The organism is Mammaliicoccus sp. H-M34 (assembly GCF_022386495.1).
GTDB classification, from domain to species: domain Bacteria; phylum Bacillota; class Bacilli; order Staphylococcales; family Staphylococcaceae; genus Mammaliicoccus; species Mammaliicoccus fleurettii.
The window spans coordinates 135,041-157,489 of record NZ_JAJNIK010000005.1 but is presented as its reverse complement, the minus strand read 5'-3'; the positions used below and the strand labels follow the sequence as shown (position 1 = coordinate 157,489).

Sequence of the window (22,449 nt, the reverse complement as noted above, 5' to 3'; positions counted from 1 at the left end):
TTGGTTAAGCCAATCACTCTTTGAAGTACTATAAGTACTCAATTATTGGAATTAACGTTGACATATTGTCATTCAGTTTTCAATGTTCATTTCGTCTCACAAGAATCTATTATACACGCATCTAAATTCGAAGTCAACAACTTTTTAAAATTAATTTTCAAAGTGTTTTGATGTGTTATTTATCTCTCGCTCACAAGATATAACTATACACGCTAAATCTAGTGAACTCAAGCATAAAAATTACACCAAAACAACCATTGTTCTCAAATATGATTATTTCTCAACATATTCTTTTAAATTATCGTATATTCTTTCAGCATCTTTGTAGCCTTGTTTATATAAAGCGTCTAATTTCTTAGGATTTTTCTCAATTCTATCTACTGATAACGAATCTGAAGGTCTTATTACGAATAAATTCCCTTTTTCTTCTTCCTCTTCTATCCATTCTAATGTCTTATTGTAATGTTTATACCTAATGGCCATGAGATGATTCACTTTAGGATATGCTCTCAATCTAAAAACTCTAGAAAATCTACTTTGTTTTTTACGATAGCCTTTAGGTCTTGTAAGAATAAGAACGTTTTTCTTATAACCTTCCTCAATCGTTTTATTCAAAGGTATAGGATTTACAACTCCTCCATCTAATAAAGTATGTCCTTTGTATTGAACAGGATTTGCCATCATAGGTAATGAACTCGTTGCCTGTAATGCAGTTAAAATAGAATCTTTAGTTTCTTTCTTATCAAAATATACAGCTTCTCCTGTTTCACAGTCAGTTGTTACAATAACAAATTCTTCTTCAGCTTGATCAAACTTTTCAAAATCAAAGGGTTCTAAATAAGTAGGTATATAGTGATACACAAAATCCATTCCAAATAATTCTTTTCTCTTTACATAGTTGGAAAGAGAAATATATCGTTTATCCTTTATATACTTTGCTGTCACACGATGGTTACGTCTATATTGTCTAGATAAGTAACTTGCTGCCATTGAAGCTCCTGCTGAAACACCGATATTATATTCAAAATATAAATCTTTTTTAATAAAGAAGTCTAATACACCTGCTGTATACATACTTCTCATTCCGCCACCTTCTAATATTAACGCTGTGTCCTTTATCATATCTACACTCTTTTCTATACCTTTAGTTAAATGAAAGCAACCTGCTACATATTACATGTGAGCAGGTTGCATGTTTATTATTAAATTTCTGTTCTTCCAGTTATAGCTTTAGACAGTGTAACCTCATCAGCATATTCTAAATCGCCACCTACTGGCAATCCATGTGCAAGTCTAGTTGTTTTAATGCCGATTGGCTTAACAAGTCTAGATATATACATTGCTGTTGATTCACCTTCTATATTTGGATTCGTTGCTAATATAATTTCGGTAACTTCATCACTCTTTAGTCGTTCTAATAATGAAGGAATATTAATATCTTCTGGACCAATACCTTCCATTGGAGATATAGCTCCGTGCAATACATGATATAAACCTTTATACTCGCGCATCTTTTCCATTGCTATAACATCTTTAGAATCTTGGACAACACACACAACAGTACGATCTCTTTGCTTATCTTGGCAAATATGACAAGGTGATACATCTGTAATGTGTCCACAAGTTTCACAATAAGTTAGTTCTCGCTTTACATCTACAAGAGATTTAGCAAAAAGAACAACATCGTCTTCTTTCATATCTAATACATGAAAAGCTAATCGTTGAGCTGTCTTGGGACCTATCCCAGGCAACTTCATAAAGCTATCAATTAATTTAGATATTGGTTCTGGATAAAACATCATTACATCATTCCAGGAATGTTAAGACCTTTTGTATGTTTACCTAAACGATCTGCAGTTACATCGTCTGCTTTAGATAAAGCATCATTTGTTGCAGCTAATACTAAATCTTGTAGCATTTCTATATCTTCAGGATCTACAACGTCTTCTTTAATGATTACGTCTAAAATTTCTTTATGTCCAGAAACAACAACTGTAACCATTCCGCCACCAGCTGTTCCTTCAATTTTTTCTTCTTTTAGCTTTTCTTGTTCCTCAGCCATTTTCTTTTGCATTTTTTGCATTTGTTTCATCATTTGTTGCATATTTCCGCCACCGCGCATAATTTCGTCCTCCTAATATCTATTTTGTTCGTTATAGAAAATTAATTTTTGTCATATTTATTATACATACCTTTGGAGATGATGTCATGTATTACTCATCAGTAACACGTACTGTGTCCTCACCGAATAGTTCTTGTGCTTTTTTAACGACATCCGCTTCTTTAGTCTTTTCTTCCTTAACAGTATCATCTTGAGCAGGATTAGCTTTTTTAGATTGAATGTATTGTTGTCTAACTTGTAACCACTGTGAATTTGGTACGCCAACTACTTTGACAGTTTTATCTACTATTTCACAGACAATCGCTTCTATATGATTTCTTTTTTCATCATTTTTGTTAACTATCTCGCAATGTATATCTTCATCAAACTTTACCAGTACATGATCTTCACTAGCGGCGACAGGTTCCGAGTTCAACAATAAACTAACTAATGCTCTTTGTTCTTTCTCTTTAACCGATTCGATAACCGCTTGCCATTTTTCTTTTAGTAAATTCAAATCATCACGATTAGCATGATCAAGAACACGCTCTATTTGTCTAATTGAGAAGACATGTTTAGATTGCTTTCTACCTATGTTCTGTTTATTTTCAATTGGTTTCGCCTTTTGACTACCACCATTCTGAGAAAGTTGATGAACGTGTTCCTCAAGTTGTTTGATTTTATTCATTACTTCACTTGATGCTACTTGATTACTTTGACCATCTGTTGATGGTTGTTCTTTGTTATTACTTGTAATCAATTCTGTTAACTTAACAATGAGTATTTCTATATGAACATTTTGGTTAATTGCAAAACGCATTGAAACTAATGTGTCGTTAATGCAATCAATCATCTTGTACATTGTATTTAAATCAATATGATGAAGTGCATGTTGCTCGTCATCTTGATCAGTCGTTTTGGCTACAATTGCATCTCTAATGAAATAAATCATATCATTAACAAGTCTATTCACTTCTTTACCAGCAGCGATAAACTCATGATATCTCGTGAAAGCCTGTTTAATATCTTTAGCTACAATGTCGCTGAATAACGCGTTTAATGCTGCTTTATCTACACTACCTGTTACATTTAAAGCATGTTCAAGTGACAAATGTCCATCTCCAAATGCAATTGCTTGATCCATAATACTTAGTGCATCACGCATACCGCCTTCTGACACTTGTGCAATAAATGATAAAGCATCTTGTTCATAAGTAATATCTTGTTCGTCTGCAACAAATGCCAATCTACTTTCTATCTCTCCAGAATGAATCGCTTTAAAATCAAACCTTTGACATCTCGAAATAATTGTTGGTGGTATTTTGTGAGGCTCTGTCGTAGCAAGAATAAATATAGCATGACTTGGTGGTTCTTCAAGTGTCTTTAGAAGCGCATTAAAGGCACCAGTTGTTAACATATGCACTTCATCTATAATATACACTTTGAATTTAGATTCACTTGGTGCATATTTTACTTTATCTCTAATATTTCTAATTTCATCTACACCATTATTACTTGCAGCATCTATTTCAATTACATCTGAATTGGTTCCTTGTGTAATACCTTTACAAATTGCGCATTCATTACAAGGTTCACCATTTGTATTTTCTGTACAATTAATTGCTTTAGCAAAAATTTTAGCAATACTCGTTTTACCAGTTCCGCGTGGGCCATTAAATAAGTAAGCATGTGATTGCTTTTCTTTTTGGATTGCATTTCTTAATGTTTTTGTGACATGTTTTTGACCTACAACATCTGAAAATGACTGCGGCCTATACATTCTATACAAAGCTTGGTAGTTCAAAATGGCACCTCCAAAGTTTAATACGATATACCTTATATTATATCACGAATCGATACTGACTTCTTATTATAAATTACTGAAAATATTCAGGATAATGAACAGTACCTCTTATTTCTTTAGTTGGGTGGTCCCATAAATATTTGAACATGAAGTTCTCATCTGGCACTTCAAACGGAGCATAAATCTCAAAGTCCGAAGCAATATGATAGCCTAGCTTACGATAATATTCAGAATGACCGAGTACTACAACACCTATATAACCATTTTCATATGCTCTATATTCTAACGCCTCTATTAAAGCTTTGCCTATACCTTTATTTTGGTATTGTGGCAAAACTGAAACAGGTGCCAATGCTAATACAGTATTACTTTGTTCATCAGAATTTATTGTTACCTCTGACATCATTGCATGCCCTAATATTTTCCCTGACTCCGTTTTTGCTACTACTTCAAGTTCAGCGTTATAAGTTAGTGATTTTCGAATTTTTCCGATTAACTCAAATTCTTTTCCGTTTGATTGCGCTTCTGTTAAAAAAGATTGTTTCACAACTTCTTTAGCAAGTTCATATTCCGATTCCACAATAGTACCAATTAGTAATTGCGTCATGTATGATAATATCCTCCTGATATAAGAAAAAGGGCGACCGCGGTCACCCTTTTTGAATTTATATTTAATTTGATAATTTAAAATTTAAATACCGTGCACCTTTGCTTTGAACAAACATCACAAGCGTAACCTCAGTCGTTAGCTAAACCTCGGCAACCCTACGGCACATACAATGATCCACTTAATGCTGCTTCCTTCCGGACCTGACATGATTCATGGGTTTGTATTGCATAGGACCGACGTCTTCAGACACCACGTGCTGAGGGCAGACCTCACAATAATATGTCCGCAGCAAAGGAATTCAGTCCTGCATAAGCGGATTTCAAGTACAGGGAACCGCTACCTCCCCACTTAGCACGGCAATTTATATAGTACAACAAAACCTTTACTTTTGGCAAGAGAAAACTATTCTTTATATTCGAGTTTGATTAATCACTCTTCGAGAAAAATCTACAAATTTAAATTCCGTTGCAATATGTCTAGATATATTATACTGAAATCGTTCTGCATTATTAAGGTGTACAATCCCTCTAACTGTTGCTGTAAAAGGTGGATCTAAATGACCAAAATAAGCGATCTCTTTATCCGACATTCTCTCAAAAGTAATAGATTTATTTGAATAACTGATTTCCACATTCATTTCATTTTCTATATAACGATAAATTGATTGTGAAGCTACTTCTTTCGTTAGTTTAGGAATCACACTACATATAAAGTAATCTTCATCCATAATATGCACGTTGTTGTTCTTCTTTCTTGTTCTAATAACATGCCAAAGTTTATCCTGATCATTTAGTTCAAGAGCATGTTTTACAATTGGTACTTCTTCTGCACGTATTACTTCGAGAAGTTCGACTTCAGTTTCATAGTCTAAACCTAATCTTTGATTAATTTCTTGAAAACTTATCATTTCCGAAATTGGAAATTGAATGATGTCTTCATATATTACAACTGAACCTTTACCTCGTAATTTTTGTATATAGCCCTTTTCTTGTAATAAATTTAAAGCTTTCCTTACAGTTTCTCTAGAAGTTGAATATATTTTTGTTAATTCATTTTCTGAAGGTAGTTGCTGTAAATGAGCATATTCACCATTTATAATTTTTTCACAGATAGATTGGTAGATTTTCATATACTTGTTCATTGGGTTCACCTCTATACCTTCAAAAATTCCTTAACTTCCACTTACTTTAACTACAAATGCGTCATATGGTTGTAATGTGTTACCTTTTAAATCGTTATTTGCAATCATAATCTCGCCTTCTAAATCGATATCTGTTGGGATATCTACTTCTCGGTTAGAGTAATTTGCTATAACTATCCATACTTCATCATTCAAACGTCTTTTATATACAAATAAATCTGAATGCTCCATATAAAGTGGCTCTATTTCTCCATAAGTTATAATATCATGTTCATGGCGTATTTTGATTAATTTTTGATACGTGTAAAAGATTGAAGATTTATCTTCCAGCGCCGCTTCTACATTAATGTGTTTATAATTATTCGGAATACCAATCCATGGTGTTCCAGTTGTAAATCCAGCATTTTCTTGTTTATTCCACTGAATTGGCGTTCTAGAATTATCTCTAGACTTTTGTCCAATCACTTTCATAATCATTTCCTCATCTATGCCATTACTTTTTAAAAGTTTGTAAGCATTGAGAGACTCAACATCTCTATATTGATTAATGTCTGTAAACTTAGGATCCGTCATGCCAATTTCTTCACCTTGATATATATATGGTGTTCCTTGTAACATATGCAAAGATATTGCGAGCATTTTTCCAGATTTAACTCTATCTTCTTCTGTTGTATCATTTCCAAACCTTGTCACAACTCTTGGTTGATCATGGTTACACCAGAATATCGCATTCCATCCATTACCTTTAGCGATATTTACTTGCCAATCCATTAAAATACGTTTCAGTTCAAGAAAATCAAATTTCATGTCTGACCACTTTTCACCATTCTTATAATCTACTTTTAAATGATGAAAATTAAACACACTGCTTAATTCGTGTCGTTCAGGATTCGTATATTGAATACAATTATCAATTGTAGTTGAAGACATTTCACCAACCGTCATAATATCTTTATCACCAAAAGTCTGTTTATTCAGCTCTTGTAAATATTCGTGAACTTTTGGTCCATCAGTATAAAATTCTTTTCCAATTGCTTCTGAATTTTCGAATGCACCTTTAGATATTAAATTAATAACATCAAATCTAAATCCATCTATACCAAAATCAATCCAATAATTGATCATTTCGTATATTTCAGATTTAAGTTTGTCATTCTCCCAGTTTAAATCTGCTTGAGACACATCGAATAGTCTTAAATAATAACTTTCTGTTTGTTCATCATAAGTCCATGCATTGCCACCGAATTTTGATTCCCAATTCGTTGGCGGCTCGTCTTTCGTTCCTTCTTTCCAAATATAATAATCTCGATACGGATTATCTTTAGATTTACGAGACTCTACAAACCAATGATGAGCTGTAGATGTATGATTAATAACGATATCTAACATGATTTTAATACCTAGACTATGCGCTTCACTAAGTAACTCTTCAACATCTTCTTTAGTGCCAAAATCTGGATTAATTTGATAATAATCACTAATATCATAACCATTATCATTCATTGGTGATTCATAAATTGGTGTTAACCAAACATAATCAACACCTAAAGTTTGTAAATAAGGTAACTTTTCAATTATTCCTCTTAAATCACCTTGTCCATTTCCAGTCGTATCATTGAAAGATTTTGGATACACTTGATAAACGACAGACTTTTTCCAATCTGAAACTGCCATATTGGTAAACTCCTTTTATAAATTATTCTTTCACCATTTCTTTCGCTTTTTCATTTGCAAAGTTTGAAAGCACAACCGTTAGTATAGCTGGTAATACCATAGCTATCAATGTAGCAATACCGAACACTGCCCAATATTCTCTTTGAATTGAGATGATTGCAGGTACACCACCTACACCTACACTACCTAACACTTTATTAGCTCCAATAAATGCACCTAATAAACTTGAAGAAATAATTGCTGCAAAGAATGGATATTTAAGTGGTAAGTTGACACCAAACATCGCCGGTTCAGTTACACCTAGAAATGCTGAAATACCTGAAGTAACTGCTAAACCTTGTTCTTTACCCATTTTACGTTGTTTATATACTATCCAAGCTCCAAACGCTGCTGAACCTTGACAAATATTTGAAATGGCAACGATTGGCCATAAATATGTTCCTCCGAGTGGACTTCCCATCAGTTGGAAATCTACTGCTAAGAACATATGATGTAAACCAGTAATAACGAGTGGCGCATAGAACAATCCGTACACTGCTCCACCTAACCATCCTGCACTTTCAAAGATTGCTTTAATAGCATCTGTAATAAGTGTACCTAAACCTAAAGCTAATGGCCCAATTACAATAAATGCTAAGAAACCAGTGACTAATAGCGCTACAGGACCAACGACTAACATCTTGATTGAATCATGAACACGTTTTGTAAGGAATTTCTCTATCACTGACAATACCCAAGTTGCAAATAATATTGGTAATACTTGTCCTTGGTAATTCAACTGCTTAATTTCTAAACCGAATATATGCCATACAGGTATTTCACTTGATTTACCGCCACCCAAATCATATTGAGAAGCAAGTTGTGGATGTAACAAGATTAAACCTAATACTAAACCTAAAATCGGACTACCTCCAAATACACGCATAGCCGACCAACCAATTAAAGCTGGCAAGAAGATAAATGCGGTACTTGCGATAACATTAATGATGTTCGCAAAATCTGCTAACCATAGATATTGCTCAATGAGCGGTTTAGGACCAAATAAATCCTTTGCTGTTAACACATTATTTAAACCTAATAGTAAACCAGCTGTTACGATTGCTGGCAAGATAGGAATAAACACGTCACCTAATAATTTAATTAAACGTTGGAAAGGATTCATTTTTTGTTCTGACGCTTTCTTTACATCATCTTTCGAACTTTCTTCAACCCCTGTTTCTTCTTGAAAAACTTTATACGCCTCGTCAACAGTTCCCGGTCCAATTACAATTTGAAATTGGTTATTCGCTGAAAAAGACCCTTTCACTAAATCAATTTCGTCTAACGCTTCCTTGTTAACCTTACTTTCATCATTTAATACTAATCGTAAGCGTGTAACACAATGCGTTGCTGCGTTAACATTGTCCTGTCCACCTATAGCATCAATGATCTGTCTTATATCTTCTCTTTTCACAGCCATTGAACTCACTCCCCCTATATTTATTTAACTGAATTATAACTTGTATATACAAGCATGTAAAGGCTTACAATTAATATTATATTTATAATGTAGTATGATTGGATAAAGGAGGTTTTGTATATGTCTTTTTTAACAGATGAATTCATAGACCACGATGGGCTTTCACTAGAGTTCGCTAATGAAAGTTCTACGATTTTTACCAACCATCATCAAGAAGAAATATTTGAGTCCGCAAGTATAATCAAACTACCAATCATGATTTATATTTTTAATCATGCAACTAAAGAGGAACGACAAGAACAAATACAACTATCTAATATTGTTGGTGGGAGTGGTGTATTACAAAATATGAACACTCAGAATGTAAGCATAAATGACTTAATTTATTTAATGATTGTTGTGTCTGATAATACAGCTACAAACACTTTAATCAATCATTTTGGTTTACATCATATTAATTTATTTATAAATGAAACACTTCATTGCGAAAATACTGAACTAAATCGTTTTATGATGGATGAAAATGCGATTGCTGAAGGTATACAAAATATTACGACAGCTAATGACATGATTAAAATACTTCGCTATATTACGCAACACGATGACAAACAAGAAATGATGGACATTATGTACCACCAACATTTGAATGATAAAGTTTCTATTTATAAATCTTTCTATGAAGAATCACTTTCTTTTTATTCTAAAACAGGTGAATACGGGAACGTCGTAAACGATGTAGGTATTATCCAACATGAAGGTACACTCTATTATTATTGTTTTTTATCAAACACAAACAAACCCAAAAAGGCGATCGATTTCTCTCACCAATTCGGGTCATATATCATCCAATCTATTTTAAAAATCTAATAATCTTGCTGCTTTTACTAATATTTTTTGATAATAGCTTCCAGTTAATTTAACTATTTCAATACTTTTCGGTGTATGAGGCGCGTGAATCATCATATCATCACCCATGTATATACCAACGTGTGATAAGAAGCCCTTATCTTCTGGTTTACTAAAGAAAAGAAGGTCACCAGGTTCAAAAGCTTTCTGTTCAATAGAAACATCTTCCATTGCTTCATACTGTTCATCTGCATCTCGAGGTATATGGAAATTCTGACTTTTATACATTTGGTAGCAAAGTCCTGAACAATCATATCCATAACTAGACATGCCCCCCCATAAATATGGCAAGTCTAAAAAGAGTCTGGCATTTTCAATTACACCTTGCATTGTTCCTTTCAGAAAAGTGCCTTGCTCATCGCTTAAAATAATATCTTTTGAATGTATTAAACCTGTCCCTTCAGGGGTATCTACTTCAATATATTCATCATTATTATTTGTCACTGGCAACACCGTATTAAATGAAAGAATTTGTTTTGTTGTAAAATCTAAATTAAACAAAGTTGTTTTCGGTACTTTAACGCGTGCTTTTTGATGTGATTGATAATCCTTCATTTCACTTAGTTGGCTAGTTGGAATATTGCCAGGGTAGCCTTTTTTATGTTGTTTTGAAGCCTGCTCTGTACATATCACATAACTCCAGCCATCTTGTTCATCTATAACTTCAACCATTTCACCATACAATATTTGTGTATCTATTCTGCTGTCTTCTGTAAACGATAGCTTCTCTTTTAGACTGAGTTCTAGTAGCCATCTTTGAATATTAGCTGGGTACATTATGCCATCTCTATCAATATCTCTAGCTTTATCTGCACTTCTCCATATTGTCCCTACATTAACTCTGCAGTATTTTTTCATGAACTCACCTTCTTATATAAAGATTTTCTATCTATTCCTAAACCAAATCCTTCTGACGGTGACACTTTAGCTCCTTCATATACAATACCGCCTTCAATTTCTCTTTCAACTACCATTAAAGGCGCATCAAAATCAACTCGATTTACTTGTTTAGCAGCTAAACTAAAATGCAAAGCTGCAGTTACAGAAACATGCGTCTCCATCATACATCCAACCATACAATGTATATCTGCATTTTGTGCTATATCATGAATTTTTAGTGCTTCGTGTATGCCACCAGTCTTCATCAATTTAATATTCCACAAATTATTAGCACCTACTTCTACTAATCTTCGTGCATCATATGTACTAAACAAGCTTTCATCTACCATTAAAGGTATATTAAATGATTGTGTTAATTTACCAAGAAGTTCATATTCATAGCGGCCAACCGGTTGTTCAATACTTTCAATTTCTAAATCTGCTTCATCAAAATGTTTTAGTGCATATCGCGCACCTTGTTCATCCCAAGCTTGATTAGCATCAGCACTCAATATGACATTGTTAGGCAGAGAAGTTCTCAAAGCCTTCAGTCTATTCAAATCAGTTTCAACATTGTCTTTCCCTACTTTTATCTTCAAGTGATTAAAACCTTCTTCGACATATCTCAAACCGTCTTCAACCATTTCATTTGCTTCATTCAGACTAACTGTATAGCATGTTTCTAAATCTTTATTTCCTGGGTTATGATCCAAATACTTATATAAAGGTAATTCAGCTTCTTGAGCTAATAAATCATAAAGTGCAATATCAATTGCTGCTTTAGCACTTGTATTACCAACAATTATTTGTTGTATTTCATCTAACAAATCTTTCGTTAACTGTCTATTTATTAAAAGGGGTTTAAACACTTCTTCAATTGCCGCTTCAATTCCACCTTTTGTGTCACCTGTAATCACATATGTAGGTACAGCTTCCCCAACCCCTACTATATCTTCGTAATTTGTCTCTATAAAAACGTATATACTTTCTATTACTTCAACTGTTCTTAGAGCTGTTTTGAATGGTTTCTTTAAAGACGTCCCGTATCTATAATATTTTATATCTGTAATAAACATAATACTGCCCCTTTATTCTATATTTACACCTGATTCTATTTTTAATAATTTTTGATCCACGTCTAAAATTGCTTTCGTTCCAAATGGTATAGCGAAATGAGGTGTACAATGTCCAATATTCAAATCATATACTGCAGGTTTACCTAAACGCGTTATAAAAAAGTCCAAAACTTCATTCATTGTTAACGATTTTTTAGGATTTTTAGGTTCACTATCGGTAAATGGGCCAATTATAAACCCTATAGCATCGTCTAACTTTCCAGCCGACTTCAATTGTTGAAGAAAGCCATCAATTTTATACGGTTCTTCACCAATATCTTCTATAAATAAAATTTTCCCTTTTGTATCAATTTCATACGAAGTGCCTAAACCAGAAACTAATAACGATAAACAACCTCCAACAATATCACCTTCAACTCGTCCAGGTACGAGTGTATTAAATGTTAATTGATTAGTTGGATATGTTATATCTTTACCATCAAATAACTGTTCAAAACTCTTAATAGATGTCTCATTAAAAGTATCTCCAATATCAGAAGCAATCATTGGCCCTTGATATGTAGTCAAACCTGTTTGTTGTCTAATAGCATTATGCAAACAAGTTATATCACTGTATCCCCAAATAATTTTTGGATATTTCTTAACAAGCTCGTAATCAATTTGCTCCACAATTCTAGGTGTGCCGTATCCTCCACAAGCACAAATGATGCCCTTAACTTCATCATCTTTTAGCATGTCATGTAAACTTTGTAATCTTTCTTCATCTGTACCTGCTAAATGGCCATAAATGTGTTCAATATTATTCGCTAACTTAAATTTAACTTGGTACCTCTCTTCTAAACGTTTCAAGCCATTCTTTAAATGTTCTTGGTTCGGTGGACTCGCTAACGCTACAACACCTAACATATCTCCCCGTTTTAAACCCTTCGCCTTCATTCAGTCACGACCTTTATCAGAATATTCTTATATTATAGCAAAGTTGTAAAACATTTGTACAAAACAAAAAGCACTACCTACTAATGTAGGTAGTGCTTTTCTATATAATAGTCTTGGTTAATTTAAAAATAATGGCGGAGGAAGAGGGATTCGAACCCCCGCGAGCCGTTAAGCCCCTGTCGGTTTTCAAGACCGATCCCTTCAGCCGGACTTGGGTATTCCTCCAAATAAGACAATACTTATCTTATAACATGCCATCACTCATGTCAACAAAAACCGCAAAAATTAAATTGTAATTTTTTTCTTTAAGGCTTTATCTACAGATTTTGCGACTGCTCGACCTTCTTTTATTGCCCAAACTACTAAACTTTGACCTTTTCTTGCATCACCAGCGACAAATATTTTATCTTGATTCGTTCTAAAATCTTTTTCATTTGCGACTATTTTATTACGCTTTGTATTTAAATTAAATGAATGTGGTACTAAATGCTCAGTTCCTTCAAAACCTATTGATAATAATACTAAATCTGCTGGCCAATGACGTTCAGTTCCTTCTACAATAACCATACCATCTTCCGTTTCTTCTAATACTTGTGTATAAAGGCCACGGATATTATCATTCTCATCGACATCATAACGCATCGTTTGAATACCATAAGCTCTTGGTTCAAATCCAAATTTTTCACGGTACTCTTTATGAGCGTAGTCTAATTTGAATATTGGCATTGGTAATGGCCAAGACGTATTTTGCTCCATTTTGTCAGTCAATCTTACATATTTATTAAATTGAACTACTGATTTACAATCATCTCTTAATGCTGTTGCTACACAGTCTGCACCAGTATCACCCGCACCTATTACAATCACATTTTTACCTTTTGCTGTTATTGTCGGTTCTTCAATTTCTCCCATTTGTAATTGCGTTTGTTCTGTTAAATATTCCATTGCAAAATGAATACCAAAACTCATGCGTCCTTCTAATGGTAAATCTCGTCCTTTTTGTGAACCGGTGCAAACTACAATCGCATCATATTGTGCATCTAGTTCTTCTTTCGTGATGTCTTTCCCCACATTAACATCTGTCTTAAAGACGATACCTGCTTCTTCCATTAATTTAACACGACGCTCAATCACTTCTTTATCCAACTTCATACTTGGTATACCGTACATAAGCAAACCACCAGGACGATGATTTCGCTCATATACCGTCACATTATAACCTAATAAATTTAATTCTTCTGCTGCAGTTAAGCCTGCTGGACCACTGCCTATAATCGCAACTTTCTCTTCAAGACGTTGTTCTGGAAACTTAGGTTTAACAAGTCCCATATCATATGCTTCATCAATAATTGTGCGTTCAATTCCTTTAATGGCTACTGAATCATTATTAATAGCTAAGACACATGACGATTCACATGGTGCTGGACAGACACGACCAGTAAATTCGGGGAAGTTATTCGTTTCAGATAATCTTTCATATGCTTCTTTATAATCTTTTCGATAAACTAAGTCATTCCATTCAGGTATATAGTTACCGATTGGACAACCTATTGTATCTCTACCGAATGATGAGCCTGTCTGACAAAATGGTGTGCCGCAGTCCATACAACGGGCACCTTGTGTTGCAGCATCTTCTGTTGTAAAGCGTTGTTGGAATGGTTCATATCCATTTATTCTATCTTTTAATGACAACTCATCAAGTTGTTGCTTAGGATACTTCATAAAACCTTTAAATTCACCCATAATATGCCCTCCTTCTTAATATACAGAAGCCAGTTCTTCTTCATCACCTATAGATTTTCGATCATCAAAGAATGCATTTAAAAGTGCGTCTTCTTCGTTTTCTAATTTGTGTTGTGAAATCTTCTGCATCATGAGTTTATAGTCTTTAGGAATCACTTTTACTACTTTTTCAACAATTGTGTCGAATGATGCTAACACTGCTTTTGCTTTTTTACTATTTGTATATTTAACATGCTCTTCTAACATATGTTTTAAATTAGCTATTTCATCTACGTCTTTTAAAGTTTCAAATTCAAGTGTATCCAACGCGTTTCTTTTCTTGAATGCTTCAACATCTGTAGGCATTGCATAACACACGCCACCACTCATACCTTGACCAAAGTTACGTCCAACATCCCCTAGGATAACTACGCGTCCTCCAGTCATATATTCTAATCCGTGATCTCCAACACCTTCGACAACAACTTTTACACCACTGTTTCTAACACAGAAACGTTCTCCTGCTCGTCCGTTTATATAAGAAGTACCACTCGTTGCACCATAGAAACAAACATTACCAACAATGATATTATCTTCTCTATCTTCGTTCGGTGCTTTCAAGATTAATTTACCTCCAGATAAACCTTTACCAAAGTAGTCGTTTGCATCACCAGTATGATGTAAAGTCATACCTTTAGGTGTGAATGCGCCATAGCTTTGTCCAGCATGTTTAAATGTCTTAACATGTATCGTATCTTCTGGTAAGCCTGGTTCGCCGTGTACTTCTGTGATATAACTACCTGTGATAACACCAACATCTCGTTCTGTATTACGCACATTATAGCTTCCTACAAATTTTTCGCCGTGATCAATTGACGCTTTTGCATCTTGATATAACTTAGTTAAATCAAATCCTTCATCAAGATAATGATTTTGATTAGTTGAACGATATCTTTCACCTTCGTTTACGAACAACAATGTTTCTAAATCTAATTCTTTTGCTTTCGGATGAGCATAGTATCTCTTAGAAACTTCTAGTAAATCTGTTCTACCAACAAGATCATCCATTGTTTTTAATCCTAAAGAAGCAAGAATCTCTCTTATTTCCTCGGCAATAAAGTACATAAAGTTCACGATGTGATCCGCTTTACCCGTAAATAATTTACGTAAATCACCATTTTGAGTCGCTATACCTACTGGACATGTATCTTTATGACAAACTCTCATCATAATACACCCAAGAACAACTAATGGTGCACTTGCAAAAGCAAATTCTTCAGCACCTAGTGCACACGCTAAAGCTACGTCACGACCTGTCATTAATTTACCATCCGTTTCAAGCGTTACACGTGAGCGAAGCCCATTTAACATAAGGGTTTGATGCGTTTCTGATAAACCGATTTCCCACGGTAAACCAGCATGCTGAATACTCGTCTTAGGAGAAGCTCCAGTACCACCATCGTAGCCGCTTATAACAATTTTATCGGCATGCGCTTTTGCAACACCTGCTGCAATAGTACCAACGCCTGATTTTGAAACGAGTTTGACGCTAATATCTGATTTTCTATTAGCATTCTTCAAATCATGAATTAATTGCGCTAAGTCTTCAATAGAATAAATATCGTGATGCGGAGGTGGCGAGATTAAACCAACACCAGGTGTCGAGCCTCGAACTTCAGCTACCCATGGATAGACTTTTGTTCCAGGTAACTGGCCACCTTCACCAGGTTTTGCACCTTGTGCCACTTTAATTTGAATTTCTTTTGCGTGTTGTAAGTAATCACTCGTCACACCGAATCGACCGGAAGCTACTTGTTTGATTGCACTCATGTAGTTTGTTCCGTCTGGTTTAACAATAAAGCGTTCAGGGTTTTCTCCACCTTCTCCACTATTACTTCGTCCGCCAATTCTATTCATCGCTTCTGCTAAAGTTTGATGCGCTTCTTGAGAAATTGAACCGAAACTCATTGCACCTGTTTTGAATCTTGTAACAATTTGATCTGCTGACTCTACTTCTTTCAAATCAATTGCTTTTTCAGGTTTAAAATCAAGTAAATTTCTTAAATGACTCATGCGTTCATTATCAGCCGCTTCTGAATATTCTTTGAACATTTCAAAGTTATTTTCTCTACAAGCGTGTTGTAATAAATGAATTGTTTTCGGGTTAAATGCATGATGCTCTCCTTGCTGTCTCCATTGGAAAGTACTACCCGTATTTAAATGCTTAATGCGTTCTGATTGTCTTGCTTTATTTTCTTTATCAATCGTTTCTATAGATATACCAGACAATTTAGACGGTGTACCTGTGAAATATTGATTGATTACATCTTTACCTAAACCAATTGCTTCAAATATTTGAGCACCTTGGTAACTCTGCACAGTTGAAATACCCATCTTAGCCATAACTTTGATAACACCTGCAGATAACGTTTGACTATACGTATCGATATTCTGCTCAATCGTACCTTCAAGACGGCCCGCAGCAGTTAAATCTTCTATCGTATAATGTGCTAAATAAGGCACAACAGCGTTTGCTCCATAACCGATTAAAGTTGCTAAATGATGCACTTCTCTACATTCACCAGAGTATGCGACAATGCTTGTATCAAGACGTTGTCCGGTTCTTATCAAATATTGATGAATATGGCTCACTGCTAATAGCATTGGCATTGCAAATGATACCTCTTCATCTTCAACAGATTCATCTTCTAAAACAATAATTTCAGCGCCATCTTTTACAGCTTTGGAAACACTTTTGCCTAAGTCATCAAGCGCTTCTTTAAGCGATCCTGTATAAGTTGTCGGAATAACTGCTACACCAAAATTGCTTTCTTGAATTTTTTCAAGTTGTGCTTTTGACAATACTGGGTGGTTCAATTGAATTCTCTTTGTATTATCTTTACGTGGTTCTAACAAGTTACCTTCTTTTCCTAAATACACCAATTCACTTGTTACAATCTTTTCTCTATATGAATCAATAGGTGGATTCGTAACTTGCGCAAAATGTTGTTTAAAATAATTAAACAATGATTCAGGTCTTGTACTTAATACTGCAACAGGCGTATCAAATCCCATGGCTCCAATTGGGTCTTTTTTCTCGTTAACAAGCTCAGACATGTATTTGTTGATCTCTTCTTTTGTATATCCGAAACGACGTTGTAATTGGAATAATTTCTCCTGTTCTACATGTGAAGGTACAGCAACAATGTCATTTACATCTAATTCTTTATGACTAATCCATTCGTCATAAGGATATTCACTTGCGATACGTTGTTTTAACTCGTCATTTTCAATTACTTTATTCTCTTTAAAGTCTACTAGTAAGAGTTTCCCTGGATTCAATTGCCCTTTGTAGACAACATGCTCTTCATCTACATCAATTACGCCTACTTCAGATGAAAATATAATTTCATTAGTATCTGTGATCGTATAACGTCCAGGTCTCAATCCATTACGATCTGTTAAAGCACCTAATTTATCACCATCACAGAAGCTAATCATAGTTGGTCCATCCCATGGCTCCATCAAATAACTGTAATACTCGTAGAATGCTCTAATTTTCGGATCTTGCGTATCATTGTATAACCAAGGTTCAGGTATCAATAGCATTGCTGCTTGTTCTGGAGGAATACTTAAACTCAAGAACTCTAAAGCGTTATCGACTATAGCCGAGTCACTTCCTGATTCATCTAATACCGTACCAATTTTATCTTTGACATCCCCAAAAATAGTCTCAATTAATCTATCTTGACGAGCACGCATCCAATTAACATTACCTTTAATCGTGTTAATCTCACCATTATGCATTAATAATCTATTAGGATGTGCTCTCTTCCAACTCGGAAATGTATTTGTACTAAATCTAGAATGGACTGAACCAAATTTCGAAACATAAGATTCATCTAATAAATCAGTATATAAACCTTTAATTTGATCTGAACGCAACCAACCTTTATAAACAATTGTTCTTCTAGATAAACTTGCAAAATATAAATCTAAATCTTGTTCATCACCATATCGTTCAATCTGCTTACGTGCAATAAATAAAGAACGATCAAAGTGTTCGCTCGTTTTGTTTTCAACAAATACTTGTTGAATAAATGGCATTGTCTCCGCAACATGTTCTGCTAATACGGAAGAGTCTACCGGCACATCTCTATAAGTAATAATTTTTAATCCTTCTGCTTCAAAAAAAGCATTGAATTTCGCTTCGTGTTCACTACCTGCTATTTTCTTATCAGTGAAAAACATACCAACTGCATAATTTTCTTCTTCAGGTAAATTTAATTTTAATTTTTGTTTAAAATAGAGGTGAGGGACTTCAGTCATAATACCAGCACCATCGCCAGTAATACCATCTGCTCCAACTCCACCTCTATGATCTAACCTACATAGCATTTCAATTGATTTTAATACAATATCATGTGACCTTTTGTTGTCCATATTGGCGTAAAAACCAATTCCACAAGCATCATGCTCGTCCATTGAATCATATAGGCCAAGTTGTCTTCTATCTTTCTTAAATGACATACGACATCACCTCAACAGTAAATTTCAGAATCTTCAATAATTTATAGTTTATATCATACTTTATAAAGACTCATCTTAACAATATATAAAATAGATGAAATATATCTAAAAATTAGATAAAATAAAAGCGAGGTGTTAAAGATGGAGATAAAACAATTAATTTACTTTAGAGAAGTTGCAATCAGAGAGCATATTTCAGAAGCTGCATTAGAATTAGAAATCGCACAATCTGCTGTGAGTAGACAAATTGCTAATTTAGAAAAAGAACTTAACACAACGTTATTTTTAAGAGAAGGTAGAAATGTTAAACTAACAGACAGTGGCGAACTCCTTCTTTCACAAGCGAATCAAATTTTAAGTTTGATTGACGAAACGAAAGAGCTTTTCATACATCAAGAACAAACGGACAAACGTTCTATTAAACTCGCTTATACAGAAAGTTATGTTTCGCAAGCATTACCAGCGATCATTAAATCTTATGAACGCGACTTCAATTTAGAAATTAGACCAATGATGATGACACCTACTGAAATTGAAGAAGCCTTACTTTCACATCAAATAGATGTCGCATTATGTGAATTAACACCGAAACTATTAAACAATAAAAACACCATTAAACATACATTATTCGAAGAAACATACAATCTATATGTGCACAACAACAACGATTTATCTATGAATCCTAAACCGCCATTATCACAATTAAGCAATCAATACATTTATCATTTCAACACATTGCCCGACCAAATAGCACAATTAATACGTAAGCATGCATCACAGAAAGCATATCCAATTTCGAATTTCGCATTATTACGACAAACATTACTATCTGAAAAAGGTGTGCTTATCATTCCTGACTATTTAAGTAATGGAATAGAGAATGAACATCTCACTAAGATTGCTTTAACACATACAGAATTAAAAAGAACAATCAACGTTGTATATTTAGAGAACAATCAAAATAACCAATTAAAAACTTTCATAGAACACACACGTTCATTATTACAAAGACAAGCAATTTATCATTAAGGAGGCATAATCTTAAAATGGACTTTATCAATAGATCAACAGAAGAAATTGCTACTGACTTACTTGGCGTCAGAATTATCCATGAAACTAAAGATACCACTTATACAGGTTACATTGTTGAAACAGAAGCATATATTGGTAAACACGACCAAGCTGCACACTCTTTTAACGGAAAGCGTACTAAAAGTGTACAATCACTTTATCGTGAAGGCGGCACAATTTATGCCCACTCCATGCATAAACAACTGCTCATTAACTTCGTGACACAAGTTGAAGGAGAACCTCAAGGTGTCTTAATAAGAGCTATTGAACCTGAATACGGAATTGAACAAATGGAAATCAATCGTAATGGTAGAACAAGTATTGAATTAACAAATGGTCCCGGAAAGTTCACACAAGCTATGAATATTTCTAAATCATTAGATGGTACTAAACTTAATGCTGGATGTCTTAAAATAGACACTACTAATCGTAAATTCCCTAAAAGTGTCGACCTATCTGCTAGAATCGGTGTGCCAAATAAAGGGGAATGGACAGATAAACCTTTACGATTTACAGTAGCTGGACATCCATATATATCAAAAGCAAGAAAGCGTGATTCTATACCTTGCAAAGACACATGGAAATAATTAATGTATTAATATAGAAGAAAGTATATTCAAATCAAATGAAAAACGATGGTGTAATTACATGAATTTACAACTCAAATCACAATTTAAAAAGCCATTTAACATAACAATTGTTGTCTTCATACTATTAATAATTGGTGCTTATATATTCACACAAAACAATGCACATTTTTATAAGACACCTGTTGGACAAATTACGAACATTACAAACAAGACTGCTGAACAGACTATTGATCAAAACAAAAATAAAGATACGCTACATAAAGAAAAAATTCATTTAAAAATCATGAATGGGAAACATAAAGGAGATAAAATTGAAATCTCCCATAAATACACAAATTCTTTAACTGATTCTGAAAAATATCATAAAAAAGACCAAGTTCTACTATCTTATAAAGGTAAAGAAGATACGGCAATTATTAAAGGGTTAAAAAGAGATGGATCTGTAACACTCATGACTGGTTTGTTTCTATTAACATTACTATTAGTCGGTAGAAAATCTGGTTTATATTCGATTATTTCACTTGTCATCAACGTTACCGTACTATTATTTATGATCGATTATTTTATGAAACATAATAACCATCACTTCTTTATATTGATGACCATAACCGTTATCTTTTCAACGGTCGTTTCATTATTGCTTGTTAGTGGACTTAAACGAAGAACTTTCGTTGCAATCATTTCAACGCTATTCGGCACATTCTTAAGTATTGGAATAGCCCAATTAATAATGATGTTAACAAATAGTGATGGCATTAAATATGAAACGATGAGCTTTTTGACGATACAACCGACACAAATCTTTCTAGCATCGGTATTAATCGGTTCACTTGGTGCTGTAATGGATGTTGCGATTACTTTAACGAGTTCTTTATATGAAATTAAAAAGCAACATCCTAACATCCCCCTTAAACAATTAAGGCAGTCTGGCATCAATATTGGCAAAGATATTATGGGTACAATGACGAACATATTATTCTTTGCCTACTTATCAGGAAGTATCCCAATGGTTATTCTCTATTTCAAAAATAGCAACACGATAACTTATACTCTCTCCATGAACTGGTCCTTAGAAATAACGAGAGCACTCATGGGTGGTATAGGTATTGTTATCACGATACCTATAACAATATTTGTTGCGATGTTATTTTTACAGAGAGAGGAGGCTAACCGATGACAACATTCATCTTAGCTATCATCTTACTTCTACTTATGATTATAGTAGGTGGGAAAACAGGATTCCGATCATTTATAACATTGTTTTTAAACTTAATTACGTTATTTATCGCTTTACTATTAATCATTTATAAAGTACCAATATTCATCGTGTTATTTATTTTCTGCTTAGTTATAGCATGTATTAATTTATTTTATATCAATGAATATAATACAAAGACGATAGCAGCTTTCTTTGCAACAATACTATCTACACTTATATTAATAGGATTAATCTATTTCATTGTTGATATTTCAATGTTGCAAGGATTTACAGAAGAAGAACAAGACGAAACTTATATATTCTCAATGAACGTTGGGATAAACTATGCACAACTTATGGTATTCACAATAGTATTAGCTGTAATAGCCGCAGTTATTGATTTAACCATATCCATTAGTTCACCCATGTATGAACTGTATGATGCACATCCTAAAATTTCACATGATCAACTATTTAGGTCAGGATTAACAATTGGCAGAGATATCCTTTCAACAACAACTAATACAATTTATTTTGCATTTATCGGCGGACAAATTACATTATTTTTCTGGTTTGGTAAATTGAATTACACATTCGGTGAAATCATCAACGCTAAAATATTTGCAGCAGAAATCATCACAATACTGTTAGGTGGAATAGCTGTCAGTATCGCGATACCTATAACATCATTTATTACCGTGCAATTAATAAAGAGACTACAAAGACAGTAATCAGGATTTATAGTAATAAAA

The 22,449-nt window shown here is 33.9% G+C and carries 18 protein-coding genes, 1 tRNA gene and 1 other RNA gene; 5 read left to right on the top strand and 15 right to left on the bottom strand.

All coding sequences use genetic code 11. The features are described from left to right. Positions 1-273: 273 nt before the first annotated feature. The 9 genes from LQ608_RS08585 to treP form a co-directional block, all read right to left on the bottom strand. Positions 274-1,122: a patatin-like phospholipase family protein gene (locus tag LQ608_RS08585; protein WP_239751294.1), complete on the bottom strand. Its 849-nt coding sequence runs from the start codon at positions 1,120-1,122 to the stop codon at positions 274-276. An 80-nt stretch (positions 1,123-1,202) separates the two neighbouring features. Beyond that, positions 1,203-1,799, bottom strand: coding sequence for a recombination mediator RecR (gene recR / locus LQ608_RS08580; protein WP_078357248.1), 597 nt, complete (start codon positions 1,797-1,799; stop codon positions 1,203-1,205). A 2-nt stretch (positions 1,800-1,801) separates the two neighbouring features. Next, entirely contained in the window at positions 1,802-2,122 is a 321-nt protein-coding gene (locus LQ608_RS08575; protein ID WP_078357097.1) for a YbaB/EbfC family nucleoid-associated protein, read from the bottom strand. 91 nt (positions 2,123-2,213) lie between these two features. Next, complete coding sequence (dnaX, locus tag LQ608_RS08570) at positions 2,214-3,905, bottom strand: DNA polymerase III subunit gamma/tau (RefSeq protein WP_239751292.1); 1,692 nt, start codon at positions 3,903-3,905, stop codon at positions 2,214-2,216. Positions 3,906-3,978: 73 nt separating this feature from the next. Continuing rightward, positions 3,979-4,512, bottom strand: coding sequence for a GNAT family N-acetyltransferase (locus tag LQ608_RS08565; RefSeq protein WP_239751289.1), 534 nt, complete (start codon positions 4,510-4,512; stop codon positions 3,979-3,981). Between the two features lie 91 nt (positions 4,513-4,603). Continuing rightward, positions 4,604-4,872: signal recognition particle sRNA large type (ffs, locus tag LQ608_RS08560), an RNA gene on the bottom strand. A 52-nt stretch (positions 4,873-4,924) separates the two neighbouring features. Beyond that, entirely contained in the window at positions 4,925-5,656 is a 732-nt protein-coding gene (treR, locus tag LQ608_RS08555; RefSeq protein ID WP_078357100.1) for a trehalose operon repressor, read from the bottom strand. Between the two features lie 30 nt (positions 5,657-5,686). Further along, the gene (gene treC / locus LQ608_RS08550) at positions 5,687-7,330 is read right to left on the bottom strand and encodes an alpha,alpha-phosphotrehalase (RefSeq protein ID WP_239734742.1); all 1,644 of its coding nucleotides are present in this window, start codon (positions 7,328-7,330) and stop codon (positions 5,687-5,689) included. A 22-nt stretch (positions 7,331-7,352) separates the two neighbouring features. After that, complete coding sequence (gene treP / locus LQ608_RS08545) at positions 7,353-8,789, bottom strand: PTS system trehalose-specific EIIBC component (RefSeq protein ID WP_239751287.1); 1,437 nt, start codon at positions 8,787-8,789, stop codon at positions 7,353-7,355. 120 nt (positions 8,790-8,909) lie between these two features. Between treP and LQ608_RS08540 the strand changes: the two genes are divergently transcribed. After that, on the top strand, positions 8,910-9,656 hold the full coding sequence (locus LQ608_RS08540; RefSeq protein WP_239751284.1) for a serine hydrolase: 747 nt from the start codon (positions 8,910-8,912) through the stop codon (positions 9,654-9,656). On the opposite strand, the gene LQ608_RS08535 is transcribed toward LQ608_RS08540, so the two are convergent. The 6 genes from LQ608_RS08535 to gltB form a co-directional block, all read right to left on the bottom strand. Then, positions 9,645-10,553 carry a C40 family peptidase gene (locus tag LQ608_RS08535; RefSeq protein ID WP_239751283.1) on the bottom strand — a complete coding sequence of 303 codons (909 nt, stop codon included), beginning with the start codon at positions 10,551-10,553 and terminating at the stop codon, positions 9,645-9,647. The two genes, LQ608_RS08540 and LQ608_RS08535, sit on opposite strands and share 12 nt — an antisense overlap. Beyond that, positions 10,550-11,650 (bottom strand): dipeptide epimerase, encoded by a 1,101-nt coding sequence (locus tag LQ608_RS08530; protein ID WP_239751280.1) that lies wholly within the window; start codon positions 11,648-11,650, stop codon positions 10,550-10,552. The genes LQ608_RS08535 and LQ608_RS08530 overlap by 4 nt, the downstream gene beginning before the upstream one ends. Before the next feature lie 12 nt (positions 11,651-11,662). Further along, positions 11,663-12,586 carry a S66 peptidase family protein gene (locus LQ608_RS08525; protein WP_239751279.1) on the bottom strand — a complete coding sequence of 308 codons (924 nt, stop codon included), beginning with the start codon at positions 12,584-12,586 and terminating at the stop codon, positions 11,663-11,665. Between the two features lie 132 nt (positions 12,587-12,718). Next, positions 12,719-12,811 (bottom strand) — tRNA-Ser (locus tag LQ608_RS08520). Positions 12,812-12,871: 60 nt separating this feature from the next. Then, positions 12,872-14,329 carry a glutamate synthase subunit beta gene (locus tag LQ608_RS08515; RefSeq protein WP_239751277.1) on the bottom strand — a complete coding sequence of 486 codons (1,458 nt, stop codon included), beginning with the start codon at positions 14,327-14,329 and terminating at the stop codon, positions 12,872-12,874. A gap of 15 nt (positions 14,330-14,344) precedes the next feature. After that, positions 14,345-18,838, bottom strand: a complete 4,494-nt coding sequence (gene gltB, locus LQ608_RS08510; protein ID WP_239751276.1) for a glutamate synthase large subunit — start codon at positions 18,836-18,838, stop codon at positions 14,345-14,347. Between the two features lie 141 nt (positions 18,839-18,979). On the opposite strand from gltB, the gene gltC reads away from it, so the two are divergent. The 4 genes from gltC (at position 18,980) to LQ608_RS08490 (ending at position 22,428) form a co-directional block, all read left to right on the top strand. Next, complete coding sequence (gltC, locus tag LQ608_RS08505; protein ID WP_239751272.1) at positions 18,980-19,867, top strand: glutamate biosynthesis transcriptional regulator GltC; 888 nt, start codon at positions 18,980-18,982, stop codon at positions 19,865-19,867. A gap of 17 nt (positions 19,868-19,884) precedes the next feature. Further along, on the top strand, positions 19,885-20,496 hold the full coding sequence (locus LQ608_RS08500; protein ID WP_239751270.1) for a DNA-3-methyladenine glycosylase: 612 nt from the start codon (positions 19,885-19,887) through the stop codon (positions 20,494-20,496). Between the two features lie 61 nt (positions 20,497-20,557). Next, a complete protein-coding gene (locus LQ608_RS08495) occupies positions 20,558-21,676 on the top strand; it encodes a YibE/F family protein (protein WP_239751268.1) in 1,119 nt (372 codons plus the stop codon). Then, on the top strand, positions 21,673-22,428 hold the full coding sequence (locus tag LQ608_RS08490) for a YibE/F family protein (RefSeq protein WP_239751266.1): 756 nt from the start codon (positions 21,673-21,675) through the stop codon (positions 22,426-22,428). The genes LQ608_RS08495 and LQ608_RS08490 overlap by 4 nt, the downstream gene beginning before the upstream one ends. The last annotated feature ends 21 nt before the right edge of the window (positions 22,429-22,449 follow it).

Bases quoted from the DNA above. Each gene is read 5' to 3' on its own strand.
- gltC (WP_239751272.1), top strand. From the start codon at position 18,980: ATGGAGATAAAACAATTAATTTACTTTAGAGAAGTTGCAATCAGAGAG.
- LQ608_RS08495 (WP_239751268.1), top strand. From the start codon at position 20,558: ATGAATTTACAACTCAAATCACAATTTAAAAAGCCATTTAACATAACA.
- LQ608_RS08585 (WP_239751294.1), bottom strand. From the start codon at position 1,122: ATGATAAAGGACACAGCGTTAATATTAGAAGGTGGCGGAATGAGAAGT.
- recR (WP_078357248.1), bottom strand. From the start codon at position 1,799: ATGTTTTATCCAGAACCAATATCTAAATTAATTGATAGCTTTATGAAG.
- treP (WP_239751287.1), bottom strand. From the start codon at position 8,789: ATGGCTGTGAAAAGAGAAGATATAAGACAGATCATTGATGCTATAGGT.
- LQ608_RS08535 (WP_239751283.1), bottom strand. From the start codon at position 10,553: ATGAAAAAATACTGCAGAGTTAATGTAGGGACAATATGGAGAAGTGCA.
- LQ608_RS08500 (WP_239751270.1), top strand. From the start codon at position 19,885: ATGGACTTTATCAATAGATCAACAGAAGAAATTGCTACTGACTTACTT.
- LQ608_RS08540 (WP_239751284.1), top strand. From the start codon at position 8,910: ATGTCTTTTTTAACAGATGAATTCATAGACCACGATGGGCTTTCACTA.
- LQ608_RS08530 (WP_239751280.1), bottom strand. From the start codon at position 11,650: ATGTTTATTACAGATATAAAATATTATAGATACGGGACGTCTTTAAAG.
- LQ608_RS08565 (WP_239751289.1), bottom strand. From the start codon at position 4,512: ATGACGCAATTACTAATTGGTACTATTGTGGAATCGGAATATGAACTT.
- LQ608_RS08490 (WP_239751266.1), top strand. From the start codon at position 21,673: ATGACAACATTCATCTTAGCTATCATCTTACTTCTACTTATGATTATA.
- LQ608_RS08515 (WP_239751277.1), bottom strand. From the start codon at position 14,329: ATGGGTGAATTTAAAGGTTTTATGAAGTATCCTAAGCAACAACTTGAT.
- gltB (WP_239751276.1), bottom strand. From the start codon at position 18,838: ATGTCATTTAAGAAAGATAGAAGACAACTTGGCCTATATGATTCAATG.
- treC (WP_239734742.1), bottom strand. From the start codon at position 7,330: ATGGCAGTTTCAGATTGGAAAAAGTCTGTCGTTTATCAAGTGTATCCA.
- treR (WP_078357100.1), bottom strand. From the start codon at position 5,656: ATGAACAAGTATATGAAAATCTACCAATCTATCTGTGAAAAAATTATA.
- LQ608_RS08575 (WP_078357097.1), bottom strand. From the start codon at position 2,122: ATGCGCGGTGGCGGAAATATGCAACAAATGATGAAACAAATGCAAAAA.
- LQ608_RS08525 (WP_239751279.1), bottom strand. From the start codon at position 12,586: ATGAAGGCGAAGGGTTTAAAACGGGGAGATATGTTAGGTGTTGTAGCG.